Source organism: Spongiactinospora rosea (assembly GCF_003315795.1).
Classification (GTDB): Bacteria; Actinomycetota; Actinomycetes; order Streptosporangiales; family Streptosporangiaceae; genus Spongiactinospora; species Spongiactinospora rosea.
The window spans coordinates 47,588-72,189 of sequence record NZ_QMEY01000021.1 but is presented as its reverse complement, the minus strand read 5'-3'; the positions used below and the strand labels follow the sequence as shown (position 1 = coordinate 72,189).

The 24,602-nt window shown below is 71.8% G+C and carries 24 protein-coding genes; 15 read left to right on the top strand and 9 right to left on the bottom strand.

What is annotated here, in order from left to right; genetic code table 11:
* Positions 1 to 177: 177 nt before the first annotated feature.
* Entirely contained in the window at positions 178 to 1,803 is a 1,626-nt protein-coding gene (locus tag DP939_RS33930; RefSeq protein ID WP_113984935.1) for a GAF domain-containing protein, read from the bottom strand.
* A 416-nt stretch (positions 1,804 to 2,219) separates the two neighbouring features.
* Here DP939_RS33930 and DP939_RS33925 point away from each other — a divergent pair, with 416 nt between their 5' ends.
* From DP939_RS33925 to DP939_RS33905, 5 genes are all read left to right on the top strand, one after another.
* On the top strand, positions 2,220 to 2,570 hold the full coding sequence (locus tag DP939_RS33925) for a YbaB/EbfC family nucleoid-associated protein (protein ID WP_199565594.1): 351 nt from the start codon (positions 2,220 to 2,222) through the stop codon (positions 2,568 to 2,570).
* 3 nt (positions 2,571 to 2,573) lie between these two features.
* Complete coding sequence (recR, locus tag DP939_RS33920) at positions 2,574 to 3,173, top strand: recombination mediator RecR (RefSeq protein ID WP_113984934.1); 600 nt, start codon at positions 2,574 to 2,576, stop codon at positions 3,171 to 3,173.
* Entirely contained in the window at positions 3,166 to 3,705 is a 540-nt protein-coding gene (locus tag DP939_RS33915) for a DUF5063 domain-containing protein (protein WP_306461853.1), read from the top strand. Before recR ends, DP939_RS33915 begins: the two co-directional genes overlap by 8 nt.
* A gap of 148 nt (positions 3,706 to 3,853) precedes the next feature.
* On the top strand, positions 3,854 to 5,152 hold the full coding sequence (locus tag DP939_RS33910) for an aspartate kinase (RefSeq protein WP_113984933.1): 1,299 nt from the start codon (positions 3,854 to 3,856) through the stop codon (positions 5,150 to 5,152).
* On the top strand, positions 5,149 to 6,207 hold the full coding sequence (locus DP939_RS33905; RefSeq protein WP_113984932.1) for an aspartate-semialdehyde dehydrogenase: 1,059 nt from the start codon (positions 5,149 to 5,151) through the stop codon (positions 6,205 to 6,207). The genes DP939_RS33910 and DP939_RS33905 overlap by 4 nt, the downstream gene beginning before the upstream one ends.
* 28 nt (positions 6,208 to 6,235) lie before the next feature.
* Here the strand turns inward: DP939_RS33905 and DP939_RS33900 are convergent, their stop codons facing one another.
* Positions 6,236 to 6,943, bottom strand: a complete 708-nt coding sequence (locus DP939_RS33900; RefSeq protein WP_113984931.1) for a hypothetical protein — start codon at positions 6,941 to 6,943, stop codon at positions 6,236 to 6,238.
* A gap of 182 nt (positions 6,944 to 7,125) precedes the next feature.
* Here DP939_RS33900 and DP939_RS33895 point away from each other — a divergent pair, with 182 nt between their 5' ends.
* The 3 genes from DP939_RS33895 (at position 7,126) to DP939_RS33885 (ending at position 9,477) form a co-directional block, all read left to right on the top strand.
* Positions 7,126 to 7,800 (top strand): TetR/AcrR family transcriptional regulator, encoded by a 675-nt coding sequence (locus DP939_RS33895; RefSeq protein WP_113984930.1) that lies wholly within the window; start codon positions 7,126 to 7,128, stop codon positions 7,798 to 7,800.
* Positions 7,801 to 7,893: 93 nt separating this feature from the next.
* Positions 7,894 to 8,664: a bestrophin-like domain gene (locus tag DP939_RS33890; RefSeq protein ID WP_113984929.1), complete on the top strand. Its 771-nt coding sequence runs from the start codon at positions 7,894 to 7,896 to the stop codon at positions 8,662 to 8,664.
* 111 nt (positions 8,665 to 8,775) lie between these two features.
* A complete protein-coding gene (locus tag DP939_RS33885) occupies positions 8,776 to 9,477 on the top strand; it encodes a sulfotransferase family protein (protein WP_199565593.1) in 702 nt (233 codons plus the stop codon).
* Between the two features lie 91 nt (positions 9,478 to 9,568).
* Here the strand turns inward: DP939_RS33885 and DP939_RS48930 are convergent, their stop codons facing one another.
* Entirely contained in the window at positions 9,569 to 10,381 is an 813-nt protein-coding gene (locus DP939_RS48930) for a hypothetical protein (RefSeq protein WP_158578845.1), read from the bottom strand.
* 158 nt (positions 10,382 to 10,539) lie between these two features.
* Between DP939_RS48930 and DP939_RS33880 the strand changes: the two genes are divergently transcribed.
* Positions 10,540 to 10,908 (top strand): YkvA family protein, encoded by a 369-nt coding sequence (locus DP939_RS33880; protein WP_225878670.1) that lies wholly within the window; start codon positions 10,540 to 10,542, stop codon positions 10,906 to 10,908.
* On the opposite strand, the gene DP939_RS33875 is transcribed toward DP939_RS33880, so the two are convergent.
* Together DP939_RS33875 and DP939_RS33870 are read right to left on the bottom strand one after the other, a co-directional pair.
* On the bottom strand, positions 10,905 to 12,101 hold the full coding sequence (locus DP939_RS33875) for an amidohydrolase family protein (RefSeq protein ID WP_113984928.1): 1,197 nt from the start codon (positions 12,099 to 12,101) through the stop codon (positions 10,905 to 10,907). The two genes, DP939_RS33880 and DP939_RS33875, sit on opposite strands and share 4 nt — an antisense overlap.
* Positions 12,102 to 12,322: 221 nt before the next feature.
* Complete coding sequence (locus DP939_RS33870; protein WP_225878669.1) at positions 12,323 to 13,153, bottom strand: SURF1 family cytochrome oxidase biogenesis protein; 831 nt, start codon at positions 13,151 to 13,153, stop codon at positions 12,323 to 12,325.
* A gap of 133 nt (positions 13,154 to 13,286) precedes the next feature.
* On the opposite strand from DP939_RS33870, the gene DP939_RS33865 reads away from it, so the two are divergent.
* Positions 13,287 to 13,880 (top strand): TetR/AcrR family transcriptional regulator, encoded by a 594-nt coding sequence (locus DP939_RS33865; protein ID WP_113984926.1) that lies wholly within the window; start codon positions 13,287 to 13,289, stop codon positions 13,878 to 13,880.
* A gap of 4 nt (positions 13,881 to 13,884) precedes the next feature.
* Here the strand turns inward: DP939_RS33865 and DP939_RS33860 are convergent, their stop codons facing one another.
* Positions 13,885 to 14,208 carry a hypothetical protein gene (locus tag DP939_RS33860; RefSeq protein ID WP_113984925.1) on the bottom strand — a complete coding sequence of 108 codons (324 nt, stop codon included), beginning with the start codon at positions 14,206 to 14,208 and terminating at the stop codon, positions 13,885 to 13,887.
* Positions 14,209 to 14,350: 142 nt separating this feature from the next.
* Between DP939_RS33860 and DP939_RS33855 the strand changes: the two genes are divergently transcribed.
* A complete protein-coding gene (locus DP939_RS33855; RefSeq protein ID WP_225878677.1) occupies positions 14,351 to 15,799 on the top strand; it encodes a DUF7059 domain-containing protein in 1,449 nt (482 codons plus the stop codon).
* A gap of 314 nt (positions 15,800 to 16,113) precedes the next feature.
* Here the strand turns inward: DP939_RS33855 and DP939_RS33850 are convergent, their stop codons facing one another.
* Complete coding sequence (locus DP939_RS33850; RefSeq protein WP_113984923.1) at positions 16,114 to 19,116, bottom strand: AfsR/SARP family transcriptional regulator; 3,003 nt, start codon at positions 19,114 to 19,116, stop codon at positions 16,114 to 16,116.
* Positions 19,117 to 19,558: 442 nt separating this feature from the next.
* Here DP939_RS33850 and DP939_RS33845 point away from each other — a divergent pair, with 442 nt between their 5' ends.
* A complete protein-coding gene (locus tag DP939_RS33845; RefSeq protein WP_113984922.1) occupies positions 19,559 to 20,044 on the top strand; it encodes a hypothetical protein in 486 nt (161 codons plus the stop codon).
* 65 nt (positions 20,045 to 20,109) lie between these two features.
* On the opposite strand, the gene DP939_RS33840 is transcribed toward DP939_RS33845, so the two are convergent.
* Positions 20,110 to 21,408 (bottom strand): pyridoxal phosphate-dependent aminotransferase, encoded by a 1,299-nt coding sequence (locus DP939_RS33840; RefSeq protein WP_113984921.1) that lies wholly within the window; start codon positions 21,406 to 21,408, stop codon positions 20,110 to 20,112.
* Positions 21,409 to 21,507: 99 nt separating this feature from the next.
* Here DP939_RS33840 and DP939_RS33835 point away from each other — a divergent pair, with 99 nt between their 5' ends.
* From DP939_RS33835 to DP939_RS33825, 3 genes are read left to right on the top strand one after another with little or no spacing between them, the layout of a single operon-like run.
* Complete coding sequence (locus DP939_RS33835) at positions 21,508 to 22,449, top strand: LysR family transcriptional regulator (protein ID WP_113984920.1); 942 nt, start codon at positions 21,508 to 21,510, stop codon at positions 22,447 to 22,449.
* A gap of 39 nt (positions 22,450 to 22,488) precedes the next feature.
* Positions 22,489 to 23,160, top strand: coding sequence for a ribonuclease HII (locus DP939_RS33830; protein ID WP_113984919.1), 672 nt, complete (start codon positions 22,489 to 22,491; stop codon positions 23,158 to 23,160).
* 6 nt (positions 23,161 to 23,166) lie between these two features.
* Complete coding sequence (locus tag DP939_RS33825; RefSeq protein WP_113984918.1) at positions 23,167 to 24,165, top strand: LLM class flavin-dependent oxidoreductase; 999 nt, start codon at positions 23,167 to 23,169, stop codon at positions 24,163 to 24,165.
* Here the strand turns inward: DP939_RS33825 and DP939_RS33820 are convergent.
* Positions 24,162 to 24,548 (bottom strand): SCO5389 family protein, encoded by a 387-nt coding sequence (locus DP939_RS33820; RefSeq protein WP_111166997.1) that lies wholly within the window; start codon positions 24,546 to 24,548, stop codon positions 24,162 to 24,164. The two genes, DP939_RS33825 and DP939_RS33820, sit on opposite strands and share 4 nt — an antisense overlap.
* Positions 24,549 to 24,602: the final 54 nt, after the last annotated feature.

Below are 24,602 nucleotides of genomic sequence, written 5' to 3'. Positions count from 1 at the left end.
AGGGCACGAGCTATGGCGGCCTGGGGAGGTGTGCTCGGCTCCTTGGTGGGTGGGGTAGGTGATCGGCTTGGTGGGTCGTTCGACCGGGTGTCTGGCTTTGTGCTTGTCGCGGCGGGGGCGGGTGACCGGAGGAGGGGGCCGGTGGTCGGGTTCGGGGGAGGGGGTTTGGGGGTGGGGTCAGGAGTCTTCGGCGGATAGGCGGATGTGGGCTACGGCGGCGCGGTGGTCGCCTGGGGGGAGGAGGATGGTGAGGCGTTCGAGTACGTGTGGGTCGTCTCGGCCGTATTGGGTCTGGGCGTAGAGCCACAGGGCGTCGGCCGAGCCGTGCTGGAGCAGGCGGGCGCGTACCTGCCCCTCCAGTTCGTCGCGGGTCCGGCGGAGGGCGGGGGACTCCGATCGTGGCAGCAGCGGTCCGCGGTACGCCTGGGCGAGGGCCGTGGGGTCGTTGCCCGCGAGCAGTCGCTGTACCTCGACGAAGTCGGCGCTGACCTCGCACGTCAGCCGGTACGGCTTGCCCGCCACCGCCGCGCCGAGTTGGTCGCGCAGCCGGTGCATCTCCGCCCGGATGGTCACCGGCTTCCCCAGATCCCCATAAAGCTGGAAAGAGAGCTGGTCGGCCGTCATGCCGCCCGGGTTGAGCGCGAGCAGGGCGAGGATCTCGGCGTGTCGTTGGGAGAGGTGGACGGGTACGCCGTCCAGGTGGGCCGTGGGGTGGTCCGCGCCCAGGAAGCACAAGGTGAGCGTGGTGGCCGGGACACGTTGGGTGGGATAGACGAGGTAGCCGTTGCCGAAGGGTTCGATCACGCCGATGGTGCCGTCGCGGAGCAGCACGGTGTCGCCGGTGCGCGGGATCGCGATCCGGTCGATCGGGTGCCCCGCGGCGTGGGCGGTGGCGAGGTCGGCGGCGCGGGCGGCGCCGGGGAGTTCGCCCGCGAGGACCCGGCCCGTGGCGGAGAGCAGCGCGCTCTGCCCAGCGGCGCGGGAGGCGCGGGCGCGGCCTTCGTGCTGGGCCAGCAGGCGGGCGTCGCGTTCGCGGTGGTCGAGCGCGAGGTGACTTTCGGTCAGCCTGGCGGCCGCGTGGACCAGCGCGACCGTGGCGGGGTGCAGGTGGTCGGGCGTACCGCTGACGTTGACGCAGCCCACGATCTCGCCGGTGTCGGGGTCGCTGATCGGCGAACCTGAGCACGACCACTCCTGGAGCGCCTTGACCAGATGCTCGGCGGGGTAGACGTGGACCGGGCGGCCCGCGGCCAGCGCGGTGCCGATGCCGTTCGTGCCGACCGCCGACTCGGCCCAGACGAAGCCGTCGCACAGCCCGACGCTCTCGCCCAGCGCGAGCGCCTGGTTGCTGCCGTCCCGCCACAGTACGCGGCCGTCGGCGTCGGCCACCGTCATGATCATGCCGGTGCTGTAGACCGTGCGCAGCAGCGTCGAGGCGAGCATCGGCAGATGCGGGCCGATGGGGTGCGCACGCCGGGCGTCGCCGATGTCGTCCGTCTCGTAGCCGGGGTAGGAGCACAGGCGTTCGGGGTCGATGCCCGCGCTCAGGGAACGCCGCCAGGACGCGGCGATGACCCGGCGTGGCCCATCCGGTGTCCCAGGTGGTCCCTCGGACGTCCCGGGTGGTCCGTCGTGGTTCCGGTCGGCCTCGGCGGGCGGCGAGGCGGGCTCGTCGCGCTGCGTGATCGGGTCGCGTGGATGCCCGGAGACGGCCTCCTCGTGCCAGTCGCGGAGCCGGCCAGCGTACTCGTCCAGATTCAGCGCCACCGCGGCGGGTACCGCGGGCACGCTCCTGTCACGCATAGACCACCCCCAGTAGTCGTTTCATCGGCGAGCATCAGGGTTTTCGGCACGCCCGCGCAACCGATTCGGCCAATCCCAGACACGGAAAGTGAAACGGCGGACGCAACGCGTACGCAACCCGGCCCTCGTTAGCTTCACTGACGGCAGCCGCCTGGTGCGGCCATTCCCGGCGGATGTGGCGGTCGGGCCCCGGGCTTTCCGAGACGTCCGGGGCCCGGTCGGCGGCCCCGAAGCGGACCCCGAAGCAGACCCGGAAGCGGGCGTGGAAGCGGCCCCGAAGCGCCCCGGAAAGCCCCCAGAAGCGCCCCGCGAGGGGAACACACGCCGCCGCCGGTGCGCCGTCCCGTCCAAACACCGTAGGCTCGTGGCGACGGCACGAACCCCACCCACGCGAAGGCCACGAGGAGCGCACGACGGTGAACCCAGGTGATGTCAACCTGCAGCAGCTCATGGAGCAGGCCCAGCTCATGCAGCAGCAGATCGCGAGCGCCCAGCAGGAGCTGAACGACGCTCGGGTCGAGGGCTCGGCGGGCGGCGGCCTGGTCGTGGCGACGGTCAACGGCGCGGGCGAGTTGCAGGAGCTGAAGATCAAGCCGGAGGTCGTCGACGCCGACGACGCCCAGGAGACGGTCGACACGATCGCCGACCTGGTCATCGCCGCGGTCCGCGACGCCGTGCGCGCGGCGTCCGAGCTGCAGCGGCAGAAGCTCGGCCCGCTCGCCCAGGGCCTCGGCGGCGGCGGCTTCGGGCAGCTTCCAGGGTTCTAGACGATGTACGAAGGGGTCGTCCAGAATCTGATCGACGAGCTGGGCCTGCTGCCCGGCGTCGGTCCCAAGAGCGCGCAGCGGATCGCGTTCCATCTGCTGGCGGCCGATCCGGCCGACGTCAAACGGCTGGCGCACGCGCTGCTCGAAGTCAAGGACAAGGTCCGTTTCTGCCGGGTGTGCGGCAACGTCGCCTCCGAGGAGGAGTGCCGGATCTGCCGCGACGCGCGCCGCGACCTCCACGTGATCTGCGTCGTCGAAGAGCCGAAGGACGTCGTGGCGATCGAGAAGACCCGTGAGTTCCGCGGGCGGTACCACGTGCTCGGCGGGGCGATCAGTCCCATCGACGGCGTCGGCCCCGACGACCTTCGCATCCGCGAGCTGATGACGCGCCTGGCCGACGGCCAAGTCACCGAACTCATCATCGCCACCGACCCCAACCTCGAAGGGGAGGCGACCGCGACCTACCTCGCCCGCCTGGTGAAACCGATGGGCGTACGGGTCACCCGGCTGGCCAGCGGCCTGCCGGTGGGCGGCGATCTGGAGTACGCGGACGAGGTCACCTTGGGCCGCGCTTTCGAAGGGCGGAGGCTCCTTGATGTCTGACATGTCTGCGGAGTGGAGTGAGCTCGCCGAGACCGTGGCCGGGCACGCGGAGAACTACCTGGACGGCCTGAGCCGGCTGGCCGGCGGCGAGGGCGGTGACGCGACGCTGGCGCTGCTGCTGATGGAGGTCGCGCAGGTGAGCCTGGCCGGGGCGCAGCTCGGGGCGAGCCAGGACGTGATCCTGTCCGGCAACTGGGAGCCCCCGATGAGCGAGGACCCCGACCTCGACGAGGTGCGCGCGGCGCTGGCCGAGCGGTTCGGCGAGGTCGATGTCTACGCCGAGGTCTTCGACCCGTACAAGGACACCGGGGTCACCGCCTACCGCCTCTCCGACGACCTGACCGCGGTGGCCGCCGACCTGTACCACGGGCTGCGTCACCACCGCGCCGGCCGTCCCCTGGAGGCCCTGTGGTGGTGGCAGTACAGCTACTTCAACACCTGGGGCAACCACGCGGGCGCGGCGATGCGGGCGCTGCAGGCGCTGGTCGCGCACACCAGGCTCGACGTGGTGGAGGAGCGCACCGGTTCGTAGCGGGCCTCAGTAGCGGGCCCCAGTAGCGGGCCTCAGCGGCAGGTCTCGCCGCGCGGCCGTCCCACATGGTGGGCTGGCCAGAAGCGGCATGCCGTGCGCCCCGTAAACTGTGAGCTCCACAGCCCCTACGTCCCTCGGGAGACTTACAGTGGCGCTCGTTGTGCAGAAGTACGGTGGTTCGTCTGTCTCCGACGCGGCCAGCATCAAGCGGGTCGCGCAGCGGATCGTCACGACGAAAAAAGCCGGCAACGAGGTCGTCGTGGTGGTCTCCGCGATGGGCGACACCACCGATGAGCTCCTCGACCTCGCCCAGCAGGTCTCCCCGCTGCCGCCGGGCCGCGAGCTGGACATGCTGCTCACCTCCGGCGAGCGCATCTCCATGGCGCTGCTGGCGATGGCCATCGCCAACCTCGGCCACGAGGCGCGGTCCTTCACCGGATCGCAGGCGGGCGTGATCACCGACTCCAAGCACGGCAAGGCCCGGATCATCGACGTGACCCCCGGCCGCATCAGCGAGGCCGTGAGGGTCGGGCAGATCGCGATCGTGGCGGGGTTCCAGGGCGTGTCGCAGGACACCAAGGACATCACCACGCTCGGCCGCGGCGGGTCCGACACCACGGCCGTGGCGCTCGCCGCCGCGCTTGAGGCCGATGTCTGCGAGATCTACACCGACGTGGACGGGATCTTCACGGCCGACCCCCGGATCGTCGCCGCGGCGCGGCAGATTCCGCGCATCTCCTACGAGGAGATGATGGAGATGGCCGCCTGCGGGGCCAAGGTCCTGCACCTGCGCTGCGTCGAGTACGCGCGCAGGTTCGAGCTTCCCATTCACGTCCGAAGCTCGTTCAGCCAGCGGGAGGGCACCTGGGTGACCTCCCGGCGGCCCGAAGCCGACACCAGTACCAGCACCAGCGAAGGAAGCGAGATGGAGCAGCCGATCATCTCCGGCGTGGCGCACGACCGGAGCGAGGCCAAGGTCACCGTCGTCGGGGTGCCCGACAAGGTGGGAGAGGCCGCGGCCATCTTCAAGATCCTCGCCGCCGCGGAGATCAACATCGACATGATCGTGCAGAACGTGTCCGCCGCCGCGACCGGCCGCACCGACATCTCCTTCACGCTCCCGGCCACCGACGGGCCGACGGCGCTGACCACGCTCAAGCGGGTCCAGGACCAGATCGGGTTCGAGTCGCTGCTGTTCGACGACCAGATCGGCAAGGTGTCGCTGATCGGCGCGGGCATGCGCTCCCACCCCGGCGTGACGGCGACGTTCTTCGCGGCGCTCGCCGACGCGGGGGTCAACATCGAGATGATCTCGACCTCGGAGATCCGGATCTCCGTGATCGTCGGGCAGGACGAGGTCGACGCGGCGGTCAGCGCGGCGCACCGCGCCTTCGATCTCGACGCCGACCAGGTTGAAGCGGTGGTCTACGGAGGTACCGGACGATGAGCAAGCCCACTTTGGCCGTGGTCGGCGCGACCGGCGCGGTCGGCACCGTCATGCTGGACATCCTGTCCGGCCGCCCCGACGTGTGGGGCGAGATCCGGCTGATCGCCTCGCCGCGTTCGGCGGGCAAGGTGCTGCGCGTGCGCGGCGAGGACGTCGTGGTGCGGGCGCTGTCGCCCGAGGCGTTCGACGGTGTGGACGTGGCGATGTTCGACGTGCCCGACGAGGTGTCCGCGGAGTGGGCGCCGGTGGCCGCCGCCCGCGGCGCGGTCGCCGTGGACAACTCCGGCGCGTTCCGGATGGACCCGCAGGTGCCGCTGGTCGTGCCCGAGTGCAACGCCGAGGCCGTGCGCGAGCGTCCGAAGAACATCATCGCCAACCCCAACTGCACCACGCTGTCGATGATGGCCGTGCTCGGCACGCTGCACCGCCGGTACGGCCTGCGCGAGCTGGTCGCGGCCTCCTACCAGGCCGTGTCGGGCGCGGGCGCGGCGGGCGCGGAGCGGCTGTACGACGAGGTCGCCGCGCTGGCCGGAGACCGCACGGTCGGCACGGTCGCGGGCGACGTACGCAAGGCGGTGCCCGATCTGGCCGATTCGCCGTTCCCCGCGCCGATCGCCTTCAACGTGGTGCCGTGGGCGGGTTCGCTCAAGGAGGACGGCTGGGCGTCGGAGGAGCTGAAGGTCCGCAACGAGTCCCGCAAGATCCTCGGGATCGCCGACCTCAAGGTCTCCGCGACCTGCGTGCGCGTCCCGGTGGTCACCACCCACTCGGTCGCGGTGCACGCGACGTTCGCCGAGCCGGTGACGGTCGCCGAGGCCAGGGACGTGCTGTCAGCCGCGCCGACCGTGGTGGTGCTGGACGACCCGGCGGCCGGGGTCTACCCGACGCCCGCCGACGTGGTGGGCACCGACCCGACCTATGTCGGGCGCATCCGCCAGGCGCTCGACTTCCCCAACACGCTGGAGATGTTCGTCTGCGGTGACAACCTGCGCAAGGGCGCGGCGCTCAACACCGCGGAGATCGCCGAGCTGGTGGCGGCCGAGCTGGCCGGCTGACGCCGCGGTCCCGATGCCGGGGAGGCGGTCACCGGAACAGGATGTCCCAGTGATCGCTCTCCCTGGCGTACACGTCGCCGCCGGGCCCGCGGTAGAGCCGGGCCCCGTCGCCGCGCACGCTGTAGAGCGGGTAGTTGTGGGTGATGAAGTGGTCCACGCAGGCGTTGAGCGTGATGTCCAGCTTGTACCCGTTGCCGTGGCTGTAGGCTCCGGGCGCGTGCCCGGCCTCGGTGCCACCGGTGATCTTGATCGGGCACCGGCTCTCGCGCTTCAGCGCGATCACCGCCGAGATGGTCCCGGCCCGCACGGACGCCAGCGAGGTGCAGGTCCGCACCCCGCGGTCGGTACACCCGCCGGACGAGTGCCACCTGACCCCGGCCCGCTTGACCCGCCGCATGGCCTTGTGGTGGCCGAGCCGTACGGCGGAGCGGGCGCGCTTGCGCTCGGCCGCGGCCTCGCCACGGTCCTGGAAGGTCATGGCCTGCTGGACGGTCTGCGGCGCGGAGCGGTAGGCGACGTCCGTGGGCAGCACTCGCGCGAGGTAGAACGCGATCTCGCGCGTCTGCCCATGGACGTCCGGCAGCGCCTCGGAGCCGCCGGTGCCGCCCGTGCCGGTGTCGTCCACCGGAGAGCCGGTGCCGAGCGCGACGCGGGCGTGTGCCGCGTCGGCTTCCGCCGCGTTGAGCGCGATGATGGAAGTCTGTACGGCGAGCAACACGCACGCGGCGAACCGCACGGGCCCCCGTTTGCAGGGACTGGTCCCCATGTTGATCCCTTTTCGCGGATTGCCCTTCCGAGGAGGATCAATCCCACGTTTCCGGCGGGGTGAGACCTGGGCGCGGAGAGTCTTTGCGGTGCGGTGGCGATCACCGTTAGGGTTCATGACCGAGCAGGGGGACGGGACGTACAGTGACGAATGTGGTTGAACCCACCCATCGGAACCGGGGTTCGGAATCGACCCGCAAGCTCATCGTCGAGACGGCGCTACGCCTCTTCCAGGAACGCGGTTACGAGGCCACCACAATGCGTGCCATCGCCGCGGAGGCGGGCATTTCGGTGGGCAACGCCTACTACTACTTCGCCTCCAAGGAGGCGCTGATCCAGGCGTACTACGACCGCGCCCAGGAGAAGCACGAGGCGGCCTGCCAGGAGGTCCTGGCCGGGGAGCGGACGCTGGAGGCGCGGCTGACGGGCGTACTCCGGGCGTGGGTGCGGGTGTCGGAGCCGTACCACGAGTTCGCGGTGAAGTTCTTCAAGCACGCCGCGGAGCCGAGCAATCCGCTCAGCCCGTTCAGCACGGACTCCAGCCCGTCGCGGGAGGCGTCCATCGCCATCTACCGCAAGGTGGTCGAGGGCTCGACGGACCGCATGGACAAGGAGCTGCGCGCCGAGCTGCCCGAGCTGCTGTGGCTGCTGTCCATGGGCGTGGTGCTGTACTGGGTGCACGACACCTCGCCCGAATCCGCCCGCACCTACCGGCTGATCGAGCGGACGGTGCCGTTGGTGGTCCGGCTCGTTGGGCTGTCACATTTGCCGGGTTTGCGGGGGGTCACCAGGGACTTTCTGGCCGCCGTGCACGAGCTGCGCACCTGAATCTCAGAGACCTCCCAGAAAACGCGTGAAATCGCGTGCTCAGGCGATTACCCTCGGTAGTCTCACCATTGGTGCGCGCTTGGAGGTCCCCCCATGGGTTGGGTCAGCATCGCCGCGTCGGCCGCTTTCGTCCTCTTAGTTCTGGCCATAGTCGTTCTGCGCAAGAAGGGCCAGGAGCATCAGGAGCAACGGTTCAGCGCGGTCGACTTCGCCGCCAACATCGCGCTCGCCGTCTATCTGCTGGTCCTGGCCTATGCGGTGGTGTTGTGCAAGGACGCGATCACCGCCGCCGAAGCCGACTCCGCGGCCGAGAGCGAGACCCTGACCGAGCTGTACTGGGCGCTGGCCCCCATCCCGGAGGCCGCCCCGCTCAAGGTCCAGATCAGGCAGTACACCAACCAGTCGATCACCCTCGACTGGCCGATGATGAGCAACGACACCCTTTCGCTGCTGCCCGGCCGCACGCTCGACGAGCTGCGCGCCGCCCTGCACCGGCTGCGCCCGGCCGAGCCGGCGCACGAAAACCTCCGCCAGGAGGCCCTTGACCGGGCCGCCGACCTGAGCCACGCCCGCGCCCTGCGCGCCGAAGACGCGGCCACCCGGCTGGAGGACATCTTCATGATCTCGATGGCGCTGTCCGGCGCGCTGGTGATCGCCATGCCCTGGACCCTCGGCATCCGGCCGACCTTCGCCACCGTGGTGAGCGACGCGATCCGGGTCACGGTGGTGGTCGTGGGCGTGGTGTTCGTGCAGCTCAGCAGCCATCCCTACAGCGGCTTCAACGCCGTCGAGCCGACCGCGTTCGAGGTGGCCATGCAGCAGTTCGACCGCATCGACCGGCAACTGGCACCGCCACAGAGCTGATCTCGCGCGGGGGCGAATCCGGGCCCTCCGGGTGCGGCAAATAAACTAAACATGTGTTGAATTCCCCACCGAGTGTGGCGGGAAACCGCCCCGAGGGCAGAGGAGAGTCACATGTTGCAAGTGATCGGCGCCGGTTTTCCGCGTACCGGGACCCGTTCGCTGAAGGTCGCGCTGGAACGGCTCGGATTCGGTCCCTGCTTCCACATGTTCGAGATCCTCAGTAAGCCCGACCACATCGAGCGGTGGCTGCCCGCCGCCGACGGCGAGCCCCTGGACTGGGACAAGGTCTTCGTCGGCTACCGCTCCGCCACCGACTGGCCGGCCAGCCACTTCTGGCGCGAACAGGCCGCCGCCTACCCCGACGCCAAGGTCGTCCTGACCGTCCGCGACCCGCACCGCTGGTACCGCAGCATGCAGGTCCTGATGGCCGCCGGCCCCGGCCGCGAGCTACCGGACGACCTGCCCCCGGCGGCCACGGAGATGTTCAGCCGGATGGCCCGCTTCCGTCCGGTGACCGACCGCATCTCCCGGGAGGCCCTGGGCGTCCCCTCCATCAACGTGGCACTGCCGGACGAGGACGCGGCGGTGGCGGCCTTCCACCGCCACGTGGCCGAGGTCAAGGCGAGCCTGCCCGCGGAGCGGCTGCTGGTCTTCGACGTACGCGAGGGCTGGGAGCCGCTGTGCCGGTTCCTGGACGTCGAGATACCGAAGGGCGAGCCGTTCCCCCACCTCAACGAGTCCGAGTGGATGCGCGAGACCCTGGAGAAGCTGATCAACGAGGGCGTCTTCCCGGCCGACGTATCCCAGCGGTAGCCCCTGCACCGGCCGTCCACTGAAGGCCACGCCGCCCCCAAGCCCCCGACGCCACAGGCCCGGCGGGCTGAGGGGCGGCCCCGCGCGCGGGTCAGCCGCGGCGGCGGGCGGCGCTGCCGGCGCCCGCGACGACGGTGGCGACCACGATGACCGTGAAGAAGACGATCACGAGCTTGCGGTCGATGCCGGCCCGGCGCTCGGTGTACTTGTCCAGGATCGAGGTCTGGGCGCGGTAGCTCACCGTGGGGCGCGGGGTGGTCTTGGGCGTGGGACGCGGCTTGGGCGTCGGGCGTACCACCGGCGGCGGGAGAGGGGCGTTGACCCGCTCCACGGCGGGCGGTACGGGCCGCGGGGGCCGGATCGTGGGCGGCGGCTTCGGCGGCTCGGACGGCTCGGGTGGTTTGGGAGGCTCCGGCGACTTCGGCGGCTCGGGTGGTTTCGGGGGCTCCGGCGGCTCGGGCGGCTCTGATGGCTCAGGGGGTGTCGACGGCTGTGGCGGCTCGGAGGGCTGTGGGGGCTCGCCGGGCTCGGACTCGCGCGGCGGCGGCGGGGGCGGAGGCGGCGGGGGCGACGGCTCCGGATCCGGCTTCTTCGGGGGCTTGTGCGGGTGCAGGTGGTGATCGAGGTGGAGATCCAGGTCCAGGTTGAGGTCCAGATCAAGATTGAGGTCGAGATCGGGCAGCAGCGGCTTGCCCGTGTGCCGCGCCGTCACCACGACCTCACCGCGATCGGCCGGGGCCGCGATGGCGGGCCCTGAGACGGCCGCGGCGAGCAGGCCCGCGGTCACCACGACGCCGGTGAGCGCTCCGAGGCGGCGAGCGGCGGGGGAGAACACCCGGGGCACGCGGGTGGCGGTGCCGTCGTCGGCCCGGGGGGTGGGCGGAGTTTGCCGAGGGGTGGTCACGTTGTGTTTGTAACACAGCACAAAACGCGATGCCCATGCTTCCCGGCAATTCGTTGATATGGGTTCCGGGTGGCCCGCGTACGCGGAACCTGGAGTGCCAGGAAACCCGTTATGTCAAGAGAGGACCGGGTAGTTCGGCGGGGACCTTGCGGAGGTGCATGATGGCGAAGGTGGCGCGTGGCGCGGCGTTGGTCCGGGCGTACCGGCAGATGGGCCGGACCGGATCGGCGGGGCTGCTGACCAGGCTGCGGGCGGTGCCCCGGCTGGTCAAGGGGGTGGCCCGGGGCTCCTACCCGGGCATGACGAGGAGCAAGCTGGCGCTGATGGGCCTCGGCGTGGTCTACCTGATCTCGCCGATCGACGTCCTGCCCGACCTTCTCCCGCTGATCGGCGTGGCCGACGACTTCGGGGTGCTCCTGTGGCTGGCCGGGTCGCTGCTCGGCGAGAGCGGGCGGTTCGTCGAGTGGGAGCGCATGCCGGAGCCCGGCGTGCCCGTGGATCAGATCACCACGCCCCAGGGCGCCTAGAGCTCCTCCATCCGCAGCCAGGCCCGCGAGGGCAGCGGGTGGCCGAACAGCCGGGCGGCGTTGCCGTACGCGACCCTGGCGATGTCGGCGGGCGGCAGGGTGCCGAGGTTGCGGGCGACCGCGCGCTGGGTGTCCGGCCAGGTCGAGTCGGAGTGCGGGTAGCCGCTCTCCAGCAGTACGTGATCCAGGCCGACCGCCAGCCGTACGCCGGACAGCGCGTGGTCGTTGAGCGTGCCGAAGTAGAAGTTGCGGCGCAGCACCTCGCTGGGCTTCAGGCCGCCCTCCCAGGCCGCCTCGCCCGCCACCGGGTGGTCGAGCGCGTAGTCGGCGCGTTCGGCGAGCATGGGCAGCCAGCCCACCCCGCCCTCCACGATCAGGATGCGCAGCGCGGGGAACCGCAGCGGCACCCCCGACCACAGCCAGTCGGCGCAGGCGAACATCGCGCTGGTGGGCATCAGCGTGGTGATCGCCTCGATGGGGGTGTCGGGGGAGGGCACCGGGGCCCAGGAGGCGGTACCGGCGTGCAGGCACACCACCGTGCCGGTCTCCTCGCAGGCCGCGAACAGCGGGTCCCAGTGGCCGGAGTGGATGGACGGCAGCCGCACCCGGGTCGGGAACTCGGGGAAGGCCACGGCCTTGAACCCGCGCGCCGCGTTGGCGCGGATCTCCTTGGCGGCCACCTCGGGGTCGGACAGCCAGGGAAGTTGCAGGGCGATGATCCGCTCGGGATAGGTGCCCGCCCAGACGTCGACGTGCCAGTCGTTCCACGCCCGCAGCACGGCGAGGCCGAGATCCTGGTCGCGGGTCTTGGAGAAGACCATTCCGGCCTGCCCGGCGAGCATGCCGGGGAAGCACAGGGCGGCCCAGATCCCCGCGCGGTCCATGTCCTGGACCCGCGCCTCGATGTCGTGACAGCCCGGCCGCATGTGCTCGAACCGCACCGGCTCCATGGTCCACTGCTCGCGGGGCAGGCCCGCGCCGACGTCGAGACCGGCGCAGGGGTAGGTGGCTCCGCCGTACCGCCACACCTGGTGGCCCGCGTCGGTCTCGACGACCTTGGGCGCCAGCTCGGCGTATTTCTCGGGCAGCCTGTCCTCGAACATCTCGGGCGGCTCGATGAGGTGATCGTCGGCCGAGACGATCACATAGTCACGCCGCCTGGGCTCAGGGTCGGGTAGCAGCGGCGAAGTCACATGGGAAACCGTATGACGCGGGCATCACACAGAACAAGCCAGGAGGTCTCCGGTTGGTATCCGTTCCTGCACCAAGGACGGCCGACATCCGTCTGCGGGACCGGGATTTCCCCGCTCCGGGCGGCCGGAATAACCGGGCGTGGCGCGTCCGGGACGCTCCGCTGAATCACCCGTGGGCGCGCGCCACGCGCGGCTGTTTGTATCGCGTTCTTCGCGGAGGGTCAGCCCGGTCGTTCGGCGGCGGGCTGCGGCTCCTCTTGGCGCTCTTCGTCCTTCTCGCCCGGGTCCTCCCCGGCAGAGCCGGCCCTGATGTCGGCGGCCTCGCGGCGGATCAGGAAGGCCCAGCCGCCCACCGCGATGGCGATGAACAGCCACCACTGCACGCCGTACGCGAGGTTGAGCCCGCCGCCGCTCGCGACGTCGGGTTCGGGGACGGGTTCGGGGGCGGCGGCCGGGGCCGGGTGCTGTTTCGTCAGGTCGACGTACCCGCCGACGATCTTGTACGGCAGGCCCGCGCCGATCGCCGCCGTGTCGATCAGCAGCACCTGCCCGGGCGGCAGGCCCGCCCGGTTGCGGATGCCCGAGGTCTCCTCGCTCTCGGGCAGCCGCAGCCGTCCGGTCACGGTGACCTCTCCGGTGGGCGGCGGCGGCACCTGCGGCGGGGTGTCGGCGGTCGCGCCCGCGGCCACCCACCCCCGGTTCACGATCACGGCCTGGCCCGGCGCGACGACCAGGGGCGTGAGCACGTAGTAGCCGGTGGTGCCGTTCTGCGGGCGGCGGCGGACCAGCAGCCCGTGCCCGGCGTCGTAGCTGCCGGACGCCTCGACGGCCCGATATTCGTCGGCCGGGCGTACGGAAGGCCCGCCCGGCGCGGCGAGCCGCGTGAGCGGTACGGCGGGCGCGTGCAGGCTGGCGGTGATCCGCTCGCTGTCTCCCGAGCGCTCCTCGTACCGGCCGAACTGCCATCGCCCCAGGAACACGAAAGCCGGGATGACCAGCAGCACCACCACGTGCAGCACGAGCCATCGAGGGGTCAGCAGGAACCGGTACACCACTTCAGGGTAGGCGGCGGACCCCTTGCTCCGTCCATAGGGGCGCTCTCCAGGGGCGGGCCGGTCCGCTCGCAGGTCAGCCCGGACGCGCAAGCGTTTGCGGAGCACGTTCCGCTCCCCCACCATTGACCACGTGAAGAGTGTCAAGAGCGGGCGCGACGGCCGTACCCGGATCATCGACGGCGCGCTGCGCCGCTTCAGCCAGGACGGTGTGTCGGCCACGACCCTGGCCAGCCTGCGCGAGGAGAGCGGGGTCAGCGTCGGCAGCTTCTACCACCACTTCGCCAGCAAGGAGCACGTCTACGGCGTGCTCTACCACGAGATCCAGACGATGTACCAGGAGGCGTTCCTCGCCGAGCTGATCCGCCACGAGGAGGCCAGGGACGGCATCGAGGCGATCGTCACCTTCCACATGGCCTGGTGCGGCGAGCACCCCGAGCGCGCCCGCGTGCTGATCAGCGAGCGTCCGCCGCGCCGTGAGGAGCCCGGGGGCGCGGAGGTGGGCGAGGCCCGGCGCGCGTTCTTCCGCAAGGTGTCGGAGTGGTGGCGTCCGCATATGCGGGCGGGGCTGCTCCAGCCGGTGCCGACCCAGATGTGCTATGTGCTGTGGCTGGGGCCCGCGCAGGAGATGTGCCGCCTGTGGTTCGCCGGGGCCCACCAGCCGACTCCGGAGGAGATCGGCGCGCTGAGCGCGGCGGCCTGGCTCAGCCTGCGCCAGGGCCGCTGAGGTCTCAAAAGAAGCAGCGCGCCTCGCGGGCGGCCCCTCGTGCGCCGGTCGGCACCCGCCAGACCTTCTGGTCCAGGGAGATGTCCAGCCGCAGGTCCTGGCGGCGGCGGCGCAGGCCGGGCACGCGTACGCGGTCGTGGACGTCGAACCGGCCGCGGCCGGTGGCTCCGAACCCCAGCTCACCCGGCAGAATGCGTAGGTCGTCCTGGTTCCCGCAGTGCGGGCAGGTCCACGCGACGGAGTCCGTCCCGCGCTGGTAGTCGTGGCAGGCGCGGAAGTACTCGTCGGGAAGGAACCGGGAGTCGCAGGCCATGCAGGGGATCAGCATCGGGGATCCACCTCCAAGGGTCGTACGGGATGAGCAGGGTTTACCACACCATAGGTATCTCGGCGTCCTTGCCGTCCACTTGCAGGTCAGTAACGGGATGGTGTGTAGAACTGGTAGGGAATGAGGGTGAATGCCGGTGAACATGACCGATGACCAGATCGTCAGGCTGCGTGAGCTGCTGACCGAATCGGGCTACACCCTCGACGGCGTACGGGCCCGGCTCGGCGACACCGCCGCCGCCGCGCTCGCCCGCGAGGAGGTCGTCCCGGCGCTGCGGGCCACCCGCGACACCGACCCGCTGGCCGCGCTGATCCGGCTGTGGTGGCTGGGCGTGCCCGTTCCGGAGGCAGTCCTGCCCGCCGCGGGCGGGCTGTGGACCGAGCTGGGAGCGGCAGGGCTGCTGACCGCCGACCCGGACGGCGTCCGCGCCGCCGTACATCTGCAACCGTGGGAGACCGGCGGCCACGTCGTGTCGGACCGCAAGGTACGTCCGGGCGATCCGCCGCTGCGGCCCGATCACGTCGTCGGCGCGGGCGGCGCGTCGGCGAACCTCGCCCAGCTCGTCTCCACCCGCCCCGCCGGGCGCGCGCTGGACCTCGGCACCGGCTGCGGCGTCCAGGTGCTGCACCTGGCCGGGCGTACCGATCAGATCGTCGCGACCGACGTCAACCCGCGCGCGCTCGCGCTGGCCCGGCTGAGCTGGCGGCTGTCCGGCATCACCGAGGGCGTCGAGGCCCGGCAGGGCCCGATGTTCGAGCCGGTCGCGGGCGAGCGGTTCGACCTGGTGGTGTCCAACCCGCCGTTCGTGATCGCCCCGGACGACGGGCTGGTCTACCGCTCCGACTCCCACGGCGAGGGCGCCGACTCCTTCTGCCGCGACCTGGTCCGCCGGGCCCCGCGCCACCTCGCCCCCGGCGGACGCTGCCACCTGCTGGCCAACTGGCTGCACGTCAAGGGCGAGGACTGGCGGGACCGCGTCGGCGGCTGGCTGGCCGGGACCGGCTGCGACGGCTGGGCCGTCCAGCGCGACGTCCAGGACGTGGCCGAGTACGTCGAACTGTGGCTGCGCGACTCCGCCGAGCACGGCGGCGCGGGCTACCGGCAGCGCTATGACGCCTGGCTGGACCGCCTGGCTGCGCTGAACGCCACCGGCATCGGGTTCGGCTGGATCACCCTGCACGCCTCGGCCGCGGACGACCCCGTGGTCCGCGTCGAGGAGCTGACCCAGCGGGTGGAACTCCCGGTCGGCGGCTACGTCGACGACGTACTGGCCTCGATCGCCGTCGCGCACCGGGCGGGCGACGCCGACCTTCTGGCCGCCCGGCTCCGGCTCGCCGACGGCGTCGTGGAGGAGCGGGTGGGCCCGCCGGGGGCCGAGCACCCGGCGCGTATCCTGCTCAGGCAGACGCGCGGGCTGCGCCGTACCGCCCAGGTGGGCACGGCCGAGGCGGCGCTGGCCGGGGTGTGCGACGGTGACCTGCCGCTCGGGCCGCTGCTCGCGGCCATCGCCGAACTCACCGGCACCGAGCCCGCGGACGGCGTTCCCGAGCCGGTCCGTACGTTGCTCGCGGAGGGCTTCCTCACCCTCTGACCCGCCGTTTCATCCACCGTTGATCGGACGTTGACTCCCGGTGGGGAGCCTTTTCGCCATGGGCACGGACCTTGGGGGGTTCGAGGGACGTGCTCAGGTCCGGCCGGTCGCCAGAGTGAGGCGGCTGACCGTCGTACGTCGCATCCGGTAATCCGGGCCCCCTAGCGACATGCGGCGGCAGGTGGCCGGTCGGGCCGCTTTCTTCCCTTGCCTGGCAGACGAGGACGGCAAACGTGATCAACCATGTGCGGATGACACGTCTCGACGACGACCTGTTCGCCGGGCTGGACTACGCGCTCACCGGTACGACCGGCTCAGGTGCCGACCTGGGCGCGTTCGAGCAGGGTGCGCAGGTCACCGGCCTCGGGGGCGCCGAGCCGGGCGAAGATGTCGTAGGCCCGGCGCAGGCACTCCCGGCTGCGGCCGGCGTCGCCGAGTTCGGCGAGGGCCCGGCCGAGGACGGCCAGTGACAGCGCCTCGCCGTACGGGTGGCCGATCTGGCGGCTCACCGTCAGGGCCTGCTCGGCGTGCCGTACCGCGTCGGCGAACCGGCCCGCCGCGATGAACGTCTCCGCCAGCCGGCAGCAGACCCGCTGCTCCCACACGTGCTGGTTACTGGCCCGGAAGAAGGCGAGGCACTCGGCGTGATGGTGCACCGCCTCGTTCAGCCGCCCGACCTTGGACAGCACGATCCCCAGGTGGTAGCGGGCCCGCGCGGTGCCCGCCCCGCTGCCCATCTCGGTGAAGATCGCCAGCCCGCGTTCGGCGGCGGCGATGGCGTCGTCGGCGCGGCCGAGTCCGAGGTGGTCGCGTACCGAGTAGCTGAGCACCAGCGCCTCGCCCGCGGGGGCGTCCATGTCCCGGTAGACCTGCATGGCCGCGTCGAAGTGCGCCAGCGCCTCGTGGTGGCGGCGCTGCCGGCCGGCCACGACGGCCAGCGCGTTCAGCGTCTCGCCGAGCACGATCCGCTCCCCGCTCGCCTTCGCCAGCTCCAGCGCGGTGGCGAACTGCTCCTCGGCGTCGCGCAGCCGGTCCATGCCGAAAAGCACCCGTCCCAGGATGTACCGGGCGCGCACCTCGCTGTTGCGGTCGCCGCCGCGTCCGGCCGCGGCGATCACCTGGCGGGCGTGCCGTTCCAGCTCCCGGCCGTGCGTACCGGACTCCAGCAGCGGCTCGATCGCCAGCAGCAGGTCGGCGGCGGGCAGAATCGACCGGCCGGGCGTGTCGGCGGCCTGCGCGATCACCGCGAACAGCGCGTCGGCCTCCACCGTCAGCCACGCCACGGCCTCGTCGGCCGTGCCGAACGCCCGCCCGCTGCCGGACACCGCGAACCCGTCGGACACCCGGCTGCCCTCGTACCCCAGCCGGTGCGCCTCCTTGGCGGTGGCCAGGTAGAAGTCCAGCAGCCGGGCCAGGGCCTGCTCGCGGGCCTCGGGGTGCTCGGAGTCCTCCGCCTCGCGGCGGGCGAACAGCCGCAGCAGGTCGTGGAAGCGGTAGCGGCCGGGTGCCGGGGCCTCCAGCAGGCTGGCGTCCACCAGCGACTCCAGCAGGTCCTCGGCCTCGACGGGGGCGCGGTCCAGCAGCGCGGCGGCGGCCGAGGAGGAGATGTCCGGGCCGGTGGGCAGGGACAACAGGCGAAACGCCCGGGCCTGGGCGGGATCGAGCTGGTTGTAGCCGAGCGCGAAGGTCGCGTCCACGGCCAGCGTGCCGACCTTCAGCTCGTCCAGCCTGCGGCGTTCGTCGGCCAGCCGGGGCACCAGCGAGGCCACCGTCCAGGACGGGCGGGCGGACAGCCGGGCCGCCACGATCCGCACCGCCAGCGGCAGGAACCCGCAGGCGGCCACCACGTCCATCGCCGGGGCCCGCTCGGCGGCCACGCGTTCGGTCCCGGCGACCGCGCCGAACAGCGACAGCGCCTCGGTCGGCTCCAGTACGTCCAGGTCGATCAGCCGGGCGGCGGGCAGGTCGGCGAGCTTGGCGCGGCTGGTCACGATCGCGGCGCAGCCGGGCGCGCCCGGCAGCAGCGGGCTGACCTGCTCGGTGCTGTGCGCGTTGTCCAGCAGCACCAGCATCCGCCGCTCGGCCAGCAGCGAGCGGTACAACGCGGAGCGTTCGGCGGTGCGCTCGGGGATGATGTCGGGCGGCATGCCGAGCGCGCGCAGGAACGCGGCCAGCGCCGAGTGCGGCGTGGTCTGCTCGGTACCGTGGCCGCGCATGTCCACATAAAGCTGTCCATCGGGGAACAGATCGCCCGCGGCGTGCGCCACATGCACGGCCAGCGCGGTCTTGCCGACGCCGCCGATGCCGCAGATCGCCGCGACCGCCACCCCGCCCTCCTGCCGGTCGTCGCGCGCGGCCTCGGCGAGCAGGGCGCGCAGCCGGGCCACCACCTCGCGGCGGCCGGTGAAGTCGCTGACCGCGGCGGGAAGCTGGGCCGGGCGGGGCAGCTCCTCCTCTTCGGCCTCCGGGTGGTCCGGGTCGCCGGCCGGGGGCTGTTCTGGCCGTACGGCGGCCTGCGGCTCGTCCGGTACGGCCAGCGTCGGGTCGGCGGCCAGGATGCGCTGGTGCAGGGCGGCCAGCTCGGGGCCGGGGTCCACGCCCAGCTCCTCGATCAGCGCCTGGCGGGTCTCGGTGAACACCGCGAGCGCGTCGGCCTGCCGCCCGCAGCGGTAGTAGGCCAGCATGAGCTGGGCGCGCAGCCGTTCGCGCAACGGGTGGTCGGCGGTGAGCACGATCAGCTCGGAGACCACCTGGTCGTGCCGGCCGAGCTGGAGGTCCAGGTCCATCAGCGCCTCGATGGCGATCATCCGGCGCTCGGCCAGCCGTTCGCGCTGGTGCTCGGCGTACGGGCCGACGGCTCCGGCCAGCGGCTCCCCGCCGGACAGCGCGAGCGCCCCGCGCAGCAGCACGGCGGCCTCCTCCACGCGCCCGGCCCGCCGCGCGGTGTCGGCCTGGGCGATGTGCCGCTCGAAGACGGTGAGGTCCAGTGTGCCCTCGGGCAGCCGCAGCGCGTAGCCCTTGCCGACCGAGGTGAGCAGCTCGGGGCGGCTGCGCGGGGAGCGGTCCGGCTCCAGTACGGCGCGCAGCCGCGAGACGTACGTCCGCAGCGCGCCGAGCGCCCGGGGCGGCGCGTCCTGGCCCCAGACCGCGTCGATCATCTCCGTCGGAGTGACCGCCCGACCCTCTCTGAGCAGCAGCATCGCCAGGATGGAACGCTGGAGCGGAGTGCCCAGGTCCAGCTCGTCATCGTCCCGCCATGCCCGCACCGGACCCAGTACGGCGAAGCGCAGCCCGGCTTCTGTGCCTTGAACAGCCATTTCGCACGTCCCCGCCGCTAATGGGAAGTTTTACGGCCCAAATGATAGAACCTTGCGTCGCCGCCCCAAAGGCGCTCGGGCGCCGTGGTACGGCTGTCACTCGCCGTTGATCCGCTGTTGATCTGCTGTTGAGCGGGCCGGGCGACGCTGTGTTCACGCGCGGAGACCATGGCCCCGACACGGGGGCGGCCATGTTCTCGTACGTGCCCGACATATTCGACGGGGCCCGCATGGTGGTGCGGGCCCCTTTTCGTTGGCCCTCGCTGCTGCTCTTGCCCGCTCACCTTAGCGGGCGGGCTTGCAAGCCGCCGTCAACCCGGCGATAGCGCGTTGCAGGCGAGCGTCAACGCCATGTAAGCGCGGTGCAGGCGGGCGGGGTTACCAATGACCCATCGCCCCGGAAACGGGGCACGGTACTCGTCCTCAGCACAGGAGCACAACAATGCGCCACACCACCCGCAAGCTGCTCGGCCTGGCCGCCGTCACCGCCACCGCGCTGGCGATCGCGCTGCCGGCCTCCGCCTCGGCCGCCTCCGCCACCACGTCCGCGACGACCACGATCGCCGCCGACTTCGAGGATTCCTGGGGCTACAACTACTCCAAGTGGTACGACGGCTCGCGAGCCAAGGCCCGCGGCGACGTGTGGGCGGACGAGGACGGCCGGGTCCGCGTGTCCGGCAGGCTCTACGACAAGAACTCGCCCTGGTACCTCTGCGGGTACGCGCAGATCAAGTTCGAGAACGAGGACGGCGACGAGTGGACCCGCTGGGCCCAGAAGTGCGGATCGTCCGGCTACCGGAGCTTCCACTACTCCGCCCGTGACGTGGAGAACGTGCAGGTGCGCGTCTGCTACTGGCACTCCGAGCAGGAGAAGAAGAAGTACTGCGGCCGCTGGGACTACATCTTCGAGGCCGACGAGGACCTGTAACCCTCAGATAACCCTCAGACGTCGAGGAGCCCCGCCCGTCCGGGCGGGGCTTTTCGCGTGTGCGGTCAGCTCGCGGCGGCGGCGGCCGGGACGAGGACCCGGGCGCGGGACGCCTGCTGCCGCGGCGCCGTGGACAGGTCGCGCAGACCCTCGCTCAGATGGTCGAGCGCGGCGGCGATCCACGGCAGCGAAACCGGGTCGGGGGAGCGCAGCGCGGCCAGCCGCTGCTCGGTGGTCTCGCCGTACAGCAGGCTGGTGGCCACCCGGACCCGCAGCGCGCCCGGGTCGTCGCCGAAGGCGTGGCCGGGCAGCACGCCGATGCCGTGCCGGTCGAGCAGCAGCGCGCAGAAGTCCTGGACCGTGGACACGCCCAGCCGGTCGCGCAGGTGGGTCAGGTCGGGGTAGCAGTAGAAGCCGCCCTGCGGCTCGGCGACCTTCGCGCCCGCCTCGGCGAAGCGCGACCACACCGCGCGCAGCACCGCGCCGTGCAGCGACCGGCTGTCGGCCACCCGTTCGACCAGCTCGTCGGGCTCGGTGAACGCGTACGCGGCGGCCTGCTGGACCGGCGCCGCCGGGCTGGACCAGATCTCGCTGGCCACCGCGAGCATCCGCTCGCGCAGCGCGTAGCCCGCGTCGGGAAGCCTGGCCACGCCGATCCGCCAGCCGCCGAGCGCCAGGCTCTTGCTCAGCCCGGTGGTGATCACCGTGCGCTCGGGGGCGATGTCGGCCGGGCTCAGGTAGTCGGCGGCCGGGTCGTGGACGAGATCGCGGTAGATCTCGTCGGAGATGATGACGAGGTCCAGTTCGCGGGCCAGCTCCACCAGGCGGCGGATGGTCTGCGGGCGGGCGAGCGTGCCGGTCGGGTTGTCCGGCAGGGTCACGAGCAGCGAACTGACCTCGCGGCCCTGCCCCCGCGCGTGCAGTACGGCGGAGCGGACCAGGTCGGGGTCGGGCGCGCCGCCCTCGCCGGGAGGCGTGGGCACCAGCAGCGACCGGGCCCCGGCGAGGTCGGCCTGGGCGGCGTAGCTGACCCAGCTCGGCATCGGCAGGACGATGTCACCGCCGATCGCCAGTTGCAGGCCGTACAGCAGCGGCTTGCTCCCGGGGCCGCAGATCACCAGGTCGGGATCGGTGGCCAGGCCGCGGCGCTCCCAATATCCGGCCGCCGCCACGCGCAGGTCGGGCGCGCCGGCCACGGGGCCGTAGCCGTTGCGCTCGGACGCCGCGATCAGCCGCCGCCGGAGGGCCGGGTGAACGGGCAGACCGGCCTCGCCGAATGCGAGGTGGATGACCCGCTCCCCGGCACGCCGTCTTCGGTCGATGTCTTCGTTCGCCGCCAAGGTCGCGGACAACGTGACGTTCAAGGGGTGCCTCCAAGGTCTTTAACCGACACCTTTCCAGCGTGGCTGGACATAGGCGTAAGAACAAGCGAGCCTTTTCGAGGGTAGGCGTAAGGAAGGCCGATGCTTGATTTTCGAAGATTAATGCTGATCTGCGAGTTCGCCCGGCGTGGCAGCATCGCGGGCGCGGCGGCGTCGCTCGGCTACAGCCCGTCGGCGGTGTCCCAGCAGCTCGCGGCGCTGGAACGCGAGGCCGGCACCGCGCTGATCGACCGCACCGCGCGCAGCGCCGAGCTGACCGACGCCGGGCGGCGGCTGGTCGAGCACGCCGAACGCATCCTGTCCATGGTCGAGGCCGCCGAATCCGACCTGTCCGCGCACGCCGCGACCCCCTCCGGGCGCGTACTGATCACGGCGTTCCCCACCGCCGCGGTCGCCTTCGCCCCCGCCCTGGCCCGCTCGCTGCGCAGGCACGCCGCCCTGACGCTGCGGATGCGGCAGGCCCGTTCCGGGCGGGGCATGCGCGAGGTCGAGTCCGGCGAAGTGGACATCGCCCTGGTGGACGACTGGTACGGCCGGGCCCGCGAACGCTCGCCCGACCAGCTCCGGGCGTTCCCGCTGCTGCGCGACCCGCTGGTCCTGGTGGTGCCGCGCAAGCACCCGATGGCCGACCCGGACCGGCCGGTCGTTCTCGCCGAGCTGCGCGACGAGCCGTGGATGGCCACCCCCGACGGCGAACCGTCCCGGCTGGCCGTCGATCGGCTGCTGGCCGACGTGGGCGGCGCGCTGCCGGTGCCGTGGGAGTTCGAGGGGCTGGGGACGATCCTCGGGCTCGTCGCCAAGGGCATCGGGATCGCGGCGGTGCCCGCGCTGGCACTGGCCTCGGGGGTGCGCGGCATCGTGGTGCGGGAGTTCCCGGGCGACCCGCCGGGGCGGGAGGTGCTGGCCATCGCGCGCGCCTCCAGCGTCAACCGGCCTTCGGTGTCGGTGACGCTGCGGGCGATGCACGTCGCGGCCCGGGTCCTCGCGGCCGACCTCGAACCGCTGCGGCTGGCCGCTCGTTAGCGCTCTTTCGTCGGTGTGCGCGCGGTAGCGTTTCGCGACGTGAGACCTTCCTACGCCATCGAGCGGACACTGCTGGGCGGGCGGACCCGGCTGGTCGCCGGGATCGACGAGGTCGGCAGGGGAGCGTGGGCCGGTCCGGTGTCGGTGTGCGCGGTGGTGACCGATCTGTCCGACCCGCCGGGCGGCCTCACCGACTCCAAGCTGCTCACCGCCGCCCGGCGTACGGCCGTCGCGGCCGAGGTCCAGGCGTGGGCGGCGGGCATCGGCCACGGCGAGGCGAGCGCCGCCGAGATCGACGAACTCGGCATGACCGAGGCGCTGCGGCGGGCCGCCAGGCGGGCGCTCGACGCGCTGCCGAACCGTCCCGACGTGGTGATCCTGGACGGCAAGCACGACTACATCGGCTCCCCGTGGCCGGTCCGCTGCGAGGTCAAGGGCGATCAGGCGTCGATCTCGGTGGCGGCGGCCTCGGTACTGGCCAAGGTTCGCCGCGATGGGTATATGGCGGAGCTGGGATTTCCGGAGTACGGTTTCGCCGACAACGCGGGTTATCCGTCACCGGCGCACCAGGCGGCCCTGGCCGAGCTGGGGCCCACTCCGCACCACCGGCTCTCCTGGTCCTACCTCGACGACCTGCCGCGCTGGCGGCACCTGAAGAAGCACCGCGACCCTGCCGTTTCAGAAGGCCAACTCGACCTGTTCGCCATGTGATCGCCTATGAACGACTTCCGTGCCGGGGTTTTTCTGGCGGCCGCCCAGTTTCCGGGGGCGGCGGCGGGAGACGTGCTGGCCGACACCGTCGAGGCGATCGTCGCCGCCGAGGCGGCCGGGTTCGATGACGCGTGGATCGCCGAGCACCATTTCATGTCGTACGGGGTGTGCCCGTCGGCGGTCACGCTGGCGGGGGTGGCGCTCGGGCGTACGTCCCGGATCCGGGTGGGCACGGCGGTGAGCGTGCTGTCCACCCAGCACCCGGTGGCGCTGGCCGAGCAGGCGGCGGTGCTGCACCACGCGTCGGGCGGGCGGTTCGTGCTGGGGGTGGGACGCGGCGGGCCGTGGATGGACCTGGAGGTGTTCGGCACCGGGATCGAACGCTTCGAGCGGGGGTTCCCCGAGTCGCTGGACCTGCTGTGCGCGGCCCTGGGGTCTGCGAAGGTGGCGGCCGACGGGGAGTTCTTCCGGTTTCGCGAGGTGCCGATGGTGCCGCCGGGGTGCGCGGACCTGCGTCCGGTGGTCGCGTGTACGTCGGGCGCGACCCTGGCGCTCGCGGCCGAGCGCGGGCTGCCGATGCTGCTCGGCATGCACATGGACGATGCCGAGAAGGCCGCGATGCTCGCCGGCTATGCGAAGGCGTCGGCTTGTGCCGATCATGTGGCGGCGGTGGTCGGGCATGTGGCCGACACGACGGAGGAGGCCCGGAAGGAGCTGGCCGACGTGATGCCGTCGTGGCTGGGGCCCGGGCTGGCGGGTTATGTGACGGTGGACGGGCGGCCAAAGCGGGAGCAGGATATTTCGGCTTATGTCGACAGGTTGTGCCGCATCCATCCGGTCGGCTCACCGGATCACTGCGTCGAGACCACGCTCACCACGCTCCGGCGTACCGGCCTGCGGCATCTGATCTACATGGTGGAGGGTGCGGGCGGACCCGCCCGCACCCTCCAGAACATCACCCGCCTTGGAGCCGAGGTGCTACCTCGGGTACGTGCGGGCCGCTAGCAGTCCACCAGCTCGGGCTTCTGGTTGAGGATCTGGGCCCTCGGGGTGACGAAGTCGCGCAGGGCCTCGGTGGCGGTCGGGTCGAACACGGCGACACGGTGGCAGTTCTGGAAGGCCAGCCGTACCCCGAAGTGGCGCTCCAGGGCCCCGCGCATGGCGTCGCTGGCCAGGCAGCGCAGCAACTGGCCACGGGCCGCCTCGTCGGGCGGGGGCGTCTGGTTGTCGGCGAACGCGGCGCCGGAACGGTCGCGCTCCTCGACCAGCCCGCTGATCAGGGACCATGCGTAGGGGAGCGAGTCGCGGACGCAGCCGACGAACGCCGCGTCGTCGATCTCTCCGGCAACCGCCTGGTCGAGAAGATCGTTGGGAACGGTCAGCGACATGCTGGGTCTCCTTCCGGAAGGGACTTGTTTTCGACGCTAGATGGGGGGATTTGT

Coding starts and splice junctions, on each gene's coding strand:
- DP939_RS33915 (WP_306461853.1), top strand. CDS start 3,166: ATGTCTGACATGTCTGCGGAGTGGAGTGAGCTCGCCGAGACCGTGGCC.
- DP939_RS33825 (WP_113984918.1), top strand. CDS start 23,167: ATGAACGACTTCCGTGCCGGGGTTTTTCTGGCGGCCGCCCAGTTTCCG.
- DP939_RS33860 (WP_113984925.1), bottom strand. CDS start 14,208: ATGCTGATCCCCTGCATGGCCTGCGACTCCCGGTTCCTTCCCGACGAG.
- DP939_RS33905 (WP_113984932.1), top strand. CDS start 5,149: ATGAGCAAGCCCACTTTGGCCGTGGTCGGCGCGACCGGCGCGGTCGGC.
- DP939_RS33845 (WP_113984922.1), top strand. CDS start 19,559: ATGCGCCACACCACCCGCAAGCTGCTCGGCCTGGCCGCCGTCACCGCC.
- DP939_RS33850 (WP_113984923.1), bottom strand. CDS start 19,116: ATGGCTGTTCAAGGCACAGAAGCCGGGCTGCGCTTCGCCGTACTGGGT.
- DP939_RS33855 (WP_225878677.1), top strand. CDS start 14,351: ATGACCGATGACCAGATCGTCAGGCTGCGTGAGCTGCTGACCGAATCG.
- DP939_RS33880 (WP_225878670.1), top strand. CDS start 10,540: ATGATGGCGAAGGTGGCGCGTGGCGCGGCGTTGGTCCGGGCGTACCGG.
- DP939_RS33890 (WP_113984929.1), top strand. CDS start 7,894: ATGGGTTGGGTCAGCATCGCCGCGTCGGCCGCTTTCGTCCTCTTAGTT.
- DP939_RS33885 (WP_199565593.1), top strand. CDS start 8,776: ATGTTGCAAGTGATCGGCGCCGGTTTTCCGCGTACCGGGACCCGTTCG.
- DP939_RS33835 (WP_113984920.1), top strand. CDS start 21,508: ATGCTTGATTTTCGAAGATTAATGCTGATCTGCGAGTTCGCCCGGCGT.
- recR (WP_113984934.1), top strand. CDS start 2,574: ATGTACGAAGGGGTCGTCCAGAATCTGATCGACGAGCTGGGCCTGCTG.
- DP939_RS33930 (WP_113984935.1), bottom strand. CDS start 1,803: ATGCGTGACAGGAGCGTGCCCGCGGTACCCGCCGCGGTGGCGCTGAAT.
- DP939_RS33820 (WP_111166997.1), bottom strand. CDS start 24,548: ATGTCGCTGACCGTTCCCAACGATCTTCTCGACCAGGCGGTTGCCGGA.